A 5,269-nucleotide genomic window follows, 5' to 3' on the forward strand; every position below is an offset into this window, starting at 1 on the left:
AATCCCGCGGCTCGCACATGCGAGCCGCGGGATTCGGTGTCTTGCAGGCCGAGCCGATGCGATCAGATCGTCGCGATCTTCGGGTTGCCGGCGACCTCCACCGTCTGCGACCCCTGCGCCGCGAGCGACACCGGCGAGGGAAGCGCCGGGAAGGTAGCCGCGTACCACGTGTAGCAGATGGTGAACAGCCCCAGGAAGCCCAGCGCCACGCCAACCTCCGGCAGGCCGATCCCGATGGTGCCCCACTCCTCGGCCATCCAGTAGTTGGGCGTGGCGATCAGGAACCGCTCCAGCCAGTGGCCCAGCAGAATGATCACCGCAAAGCCGGCCAGGATCCCCGGCACCTTCTTCACCGAGCGCGCCAGCAGCCCGAAGAACGGCAGCACGAAGATCATCATCACCGCCGCCAGCACCAGCGGCGCGAACGGCCGGTGGAACTTGAGCACGAAGTAGTTCTGCTCCTGCGGAAGCAGGCCGTACCAGATCACCACGTACTGCGACCAGTTGATGTACATCCAGAACACCGAGAACGCGAACACCAGCTTGCCCAGGTCGTGGAACTGGCGCTCGGTCACGTACTCCTGCAGCCGCAGCGGCTTGCGGTACAGCACCACCAGCAGCGCCGTCATCGCCAGCGCCGAGTGGAAGGCGCTGATGAAGAACGCCACCGGGAACATGGTGCTGAAGAAGTGCGGCAGCGTGGTCATGCCCACGTCGATGGCGATCAGCCCCCAGAAGACGGCGAACGCCAGCGCCAGGATCACGCCGATGAACAGCCCGCGGTTCTGCGACTCCCCGGCGATCTGCTCGATCGAGGCGCCGGGGCGGCCCTTCAGCCAGCCGTAGGCGAAGCTGCGGCGGCCCGCCCGGTCGATGCCGTGCACGTCGGCGCGCAGCTGGTGCCGCGCAAAGGCGAACGCCAGCCCGTACAGTACCAGCAGGGCGACCACGTCGCGGATCATCATCCCCGGAAAGCTCAGCCAGGCCGCCTTCTCGTGAAGGATGGGGTCTGCCGCCACCGGGTCGTGCCCGCCGTGCGGCAGCCAGTGGTGGAAGTAGACGTGCTTCCCGCCCAGCATCATGGGGATGAAGAGCACGACCGACACGGGCAGGAACGCGATGCCGCCCAGCGGAACCCGCTTGATGGACCAGGCCCAGCGCGCGTTCGTCAGGTGCAGCGCCACGGCGAACATCACCATGCCGATGGCCACCGACGACCAGAACATCCAGTTGAAGTGAAAGGCGCTCCACGCCCGCTCGTCGGGCGACAGGAAGAACGCCGCTGCCCCGATCACCGCCAGCACCAGCCCCAGGACCAGGGCCGTGCCGGGGGCCGCCGCCGTGCGCAGCGGAATGTGGGACGGATAATCGCTATGCGAAGACATCTCGTCGGCTCGTCAGGGGGCTTCTTGAGTGCTGGGTGCCGCCATCTGCGGCGACGCCGGCTGCGTGCCCGCCGAGGGCGCCGGCTCCGTGGGCTGCGCCGTATCGACGGCGGCGCCCACGCCCGAAACGTTCGGCGGCGGGGCCTGCGTTTCCAGGCTGCCCTGCAGCTGGCGCACGTACGACACGATGGCCCAGCGGTCCAGGTGCGTCACGCGGGCGCCGTACGGAGGCATCAGCCCGCGGCCCACGTCGATCACGGCGTAGATGTAGCCGTCGCTGCGGCCCTGCGTTGGGCCGGCGTTCAGCGCGGGGGCGAACGGGAACTTGTCGGCCCCGATCACCGGCCCCTTGCCGTCGCCCAGCGCGCCGTGGCAGGCGACGCAGTGCTGCTCGTACATGGCCTTGCCGCGCGCCAGCACCTGCGGGTTGCGCGGCAGCGGGTTGCGGAGCAGCGGGGCGATGGAATCCAGCTGCGTCTGCGAGTAGCGCCCGGGCACGTCGCCCAGGGGATGGACCGTGGGCACGGTGCCCGGCACCGGCTCGCGCACCATCTCGTACGGATCCGGGATCACGTCCTCGCGCATGGTGGCGAAGGGCGGCACCTTGCCCGAGGCCACGTCCAGGTCGTAGCCCGCCCAGTCGGTGCAGGCGGGAAGCGCCGCCACGAGCGCGGCCAGGCCGGCCGCGTGCGCGCCGCGCCTGAGCTTAGCGGTGGTCAACGAGCACCTCCTCGGAACCGCTCTCGTTCATGATCCGCTGCACGTCGCTGTACCGGTCGCGGGGAGCGTGGGCGAACACGCCGAAGTTGCCCGCCGTGAACGACGGGTGGTACATGGGCGCCTCGGCCGGCCCCAGGTGCGGCAGGCGGCCCAGGATGAACAGGCCGGCTACGGTCGAAAGGGCACCCAGCAGGATGGTCAGCTCGAACATGATGACGCTGAACGCCGGCAGCGCCACGATGCTCTTGCCGCCCACGATCAGCGGCCAGTCGATGGAGGCCCAGGTGGCCAGCGCCGTGCCGGCCGCCGTTCCCGTGAAGGCGCCCATCAGGGTGAAGATGCGCACCGGGCTTTCCTTGGTGCCCAGCGCCTCTTCTACCTCGTGGCGCGGCGTGGGCGAATACACCGTCAGCTCGAAGCCCTCGGCGCGCAGGCGCCGGATGGCGTCGGTCGCGGTGTCCAGGTGCGGGAAGACGCCCAGGACACCCGTGGCAAGCTTGCTCATCGAACCTCCCACTCCTTGTAGCCGGTGGGAAGCGTCTCGGTGGTCATCTCGTGCTCGTCGTGCGCGTGGTGGTGAGCCCCGGCGTTCCGCATGGGCGGAGGCAGCACCTCCTTGATCTCGGCGATCGAGAGCCCGGGCAGGAACCGCAGGAACAGCAGGAACCACATGAAGAACCAGCCGAAGCTGCCCAGGAGCAGGCTCGCGTCTACCCACGTCATGTGGTAGTTCCAGAACTTCCACGGCTCGTAGCTGTGGGCGAGCGACGGCGCGATGATCACGAAGCGCTCGTACCACATCCCGATGTTCACGAAGATCGTGATGATGAAGAACGCGTTCAGGTTCTGCCGGATCTTCTTGATCCACAGCAGCTGCGGCAGGATGGCGTTGAAGGTGATCATGGACCACCCCGCCCACCAGTAGTCGCCCGTCACGCGGTCCCAGAACACGTCGCGCTCGTACAATTCGCCGCTGTAGTAGGCCATGAAGTACTCCATGCCGTAGGCGTAGCCCACGATGCAGGAGGTCAGCAGCAGCAGCTTGGCCAGGCGGTCGTAGTGCACGGGGGTGAAGTACGCCCCCAGCCGGAAGATGCGGTGCACCGGCACCATCAGCGTCACCACCATGGCCACGCCGGAAAGGATGGCGCCCGCCACGAAGTACGGGGCGAAGATGGTGGTGTGCCACCCCGGCACGATGGACACGGCGAAGTCCCACGACACCACCGAGTGCACCGAAAGCACCAGCGGCGTGGCCAGCGCGGCCAGGAACAGGTACGCCCGGGTGAAGTGGCGCCACTCGCGGTCCGTTCCCCGCCACCCCAGCGCCAGCACGCCGTAGATGCGCTTGCGCATGGGGTCCGTCGTGGCGTCGCGCGCCGCGGCGATGTCGGGGATCAGGCCGATGTAGAAGAACACCGAACTCACCGTGAGGTACGTGGTCACCGCGAACACGTCCCACAGCAGCGGGCTGCGGAAGTTCGGCCAGATGTGCCGCTGGCTGGGCAGGGGCAGCAGCCAGTAGAAGAACCAGGGCCGCCCGATGTGGATCAGCGGGAAGAGCGCCGCCGTGAGCACGGCGAACACCGTCATCGCCTCGGCGAAGCGGTAGATGGCCTGCCGCCAGGGCGCCCGGAACAGGTACAGGATGGCCGAGATCAGCGTTCCGGCGTGGCCGATGCCCACCCAGAACACGAAGGTGGTGATGAGAACCGTCCAGTTCTCACCGACCATCCCCAGGCCGTAGATGATGTTGTGAAGCTCGGCGAACACCAGCAGCCCCACCAGCGACACCGCCATGGCCAGCAGCGCCACGTAGCCCTTGCCGGGCTTCGTGAGCAGCCGCATGGCGTCGCGGTTCACCTGCTCGTACGACTCGATCTCCGGATGGAATACGGAGCGCGTCACCGTCTGCATTTCAGTGGCCTCCCTGCTGGGCCGGTTCGTGAGCTTCCTGCGGCGCTCCCTCCGTGGAGCCGTGCGCCACCGGCGGCGCCGTGTGGCCGCCGTTCACCGGCGTGTGGAGGGTCACCTTCTGCAGGTATACGATGGCCGGCTGCGTGTTTAGCTCGCCCAGCGCGCGGTAGCCGCGGTTGGTCGTCGCGGCCTTGGCCACCGCGCTGTTCGGGTCGGCGATGTTGCCGAAGACGTACACCTCCGTCGGGCAGGTCTGCACGCACGCCGGCACCACCTCGCCGTCGCGCATGGCGCGCCCCTCGGAGCTGGCGGTGCGCTCGGCCTCGTGGATGCGCTGCACGCAGAACGTGCACTTTTCCATGACGCCCTTTTCGCGCACCGTCACGTCGGGGTTCAGCTGCCAGTTCAGCGGCTCGGCGAACTGGTAGGTGAACCAGTTGAAGACGCGCACCTTCCACGGGCAGTTGTTGGCGCAGTAGCGCGTGCCCACGCAGCGGTTGTACACCTGCCCGTTCAGGCCGTCGGGGGTGTGGTACGCCGCGTACACGGGGCACACCGGCTCGCAGGGCGCCTGGCCGCAGTGCTGGCAGAGCATGGGCAGGAACCGCACGTCGTCGGTCGCGTCGTCGCGGTACGCCTCTTCCTCGTGGCGGCCGGTGCCGAAGTACCGCTCGATGCGCAGCCAGTGAAGGTCGCGCCCCTTCCGGATCTCCGTGGGCCCCACCATGGGGATGTTGTTTTCGGCGAAGCAGGCCACCACGCACGCCGAGCAGCCGATGCAGCGCGCCAGGTCTACCACCATGGCCCAGCGCGTTTCGTTCTCGATGTACTCGCCGTACTCCGTTCCCGCCGGGGGATAGGCGGCCGGGTCGGTGGTCGTTTCCACCGGCACGAAGCCGCCGGAGCCCTTCAGCTGGAAGATCTTCTTTTCGGAGCCGGGGATGCCGCCGGGACCCTGCTGGTCCAGCTGCATCAGCTGCGTGACGCCCACCGCCTGGGCGATGGCGCGGTCGTGCTGCACGCGCACGCCCTGCTCCACCAGGCCGCGCGGGAACAGCCGGGTGACGTTGCCGCGCCCGGTGGGGGCCAGGCTCACCTTCATCCCGGCGGACATCAGCGCGCCCGTCGCCGGGTCTACGCTGGCGCCCAGCAGCTTCATGGGGTTGGCGCCCACGCCCTCGGTGTACTGGCCGAACCCCTTGTGGCCCAGCCCCATCTGCACCGCGACGGTGTCGCGGACGACGCCG

The 5,269-nt window shown here is 68.4% G+C and carries 5 protein-coding genes; all 5 read right to left on the reverse strand.

Going from position 1 to position 5,269, the window contains the following annotated elements:
• Nucleotides 1-62 precede the first annotated feature (62 nt).
• The gene (locus tag VIB55_RS20890; protein ID WP_331878608.1) at nt 63-1,385 is read right to left on the reverse strand and encodes a hypothetical protein; all 1,323 of its coding nucleotides are present in this window, start codon (nt 1,383-1,385) and stop codon (nt 63-65) included.
• 12 nt (nt 1,386-1,397) lie between these two features.
• Nucleotides 1,398-2,105, reverse strand: a complete 708-nt coding sequence (locus VIB55_RS20895; RefSeq protein WP_331878609.1) for a cytochrome c — start codon at nt 2,103-2,105, stop codon at nt 1,398-1,400.
• The gene (locus VIB55_RS20900; protein WP_331878610.1) at nt 2,092-2,610 is read right to left on the reverse strand and encodes a DUF3341 domain-containing protein; all 519 of its coding nucleotides are present in this window, start codon (nt 2,608-2,610) and stop codon (nt 2,092-2,094) included. Before VIB55_RS20900 ends, VIB55_RS20895 begins: the two co-directional genes overlap by 14 nt.
• Nucleotides 2,607-4,022: an NrfD/PsrC family molybdoenzyme membrane anchor subunit gene (nrfD, locus tag VIB55_RS20905; protein ID WP_331878611.1), complete on the reverse strand. Its 1,416-nt coding sequence runs from the start codon at nt 4,020-4,022 to the stop codon at nt 2,607-2,609. The genes VIB55_RS20900 and nrfD overlap by 4 nt, the downstream gene beginning before the upstream one ends.
• Before the next feature lies 1 nt (nt 4,023).
• The coding region (locus VIB55_RS20910) for a 4Fe-4S dicluster domain-containing protein (RefSeq protein WP_331878612.1) at nt 4,024-5,269 on the reverse strand (1,246 nt) is incomplete at its 5' end.

The organism is Longimicrobium sp. (assembly GCF_036554565.1).
Taxonomy (GTDB): domain Bacteria; phylum Gemmatimonadota; class Gemmatimonadetes; order Longimicrobiales; family Longimicrobiaceae; genus Longimicrobium.

What these genes read in the sequence shown, in the direction of transcription:
- VIB55_RS20890 (WP_331878608.1), bottom strand. Translation starts at nt 1,385, where the DNA reads ATGTCTTCGCATAGCGATTATCCGTCCCACATTCCGCTGCGCACGGCG.
- VIB55_RS20900 (WP_331878610.1), bottom strand. Translation starts at nt 2,610, where the DNA reads ATGAGCAAGCTTGCCACGGGTGTCCTGGGCGTCTTCCCGCACCTGGAC.
- nrfD (WP_331878611.1), bottom strand. Translation starts at nt 4,022, where the DNA reads ATGCAGACGGTGACGCGCTCCGTATTCCATCCGGAGATCGAGTCGTAC.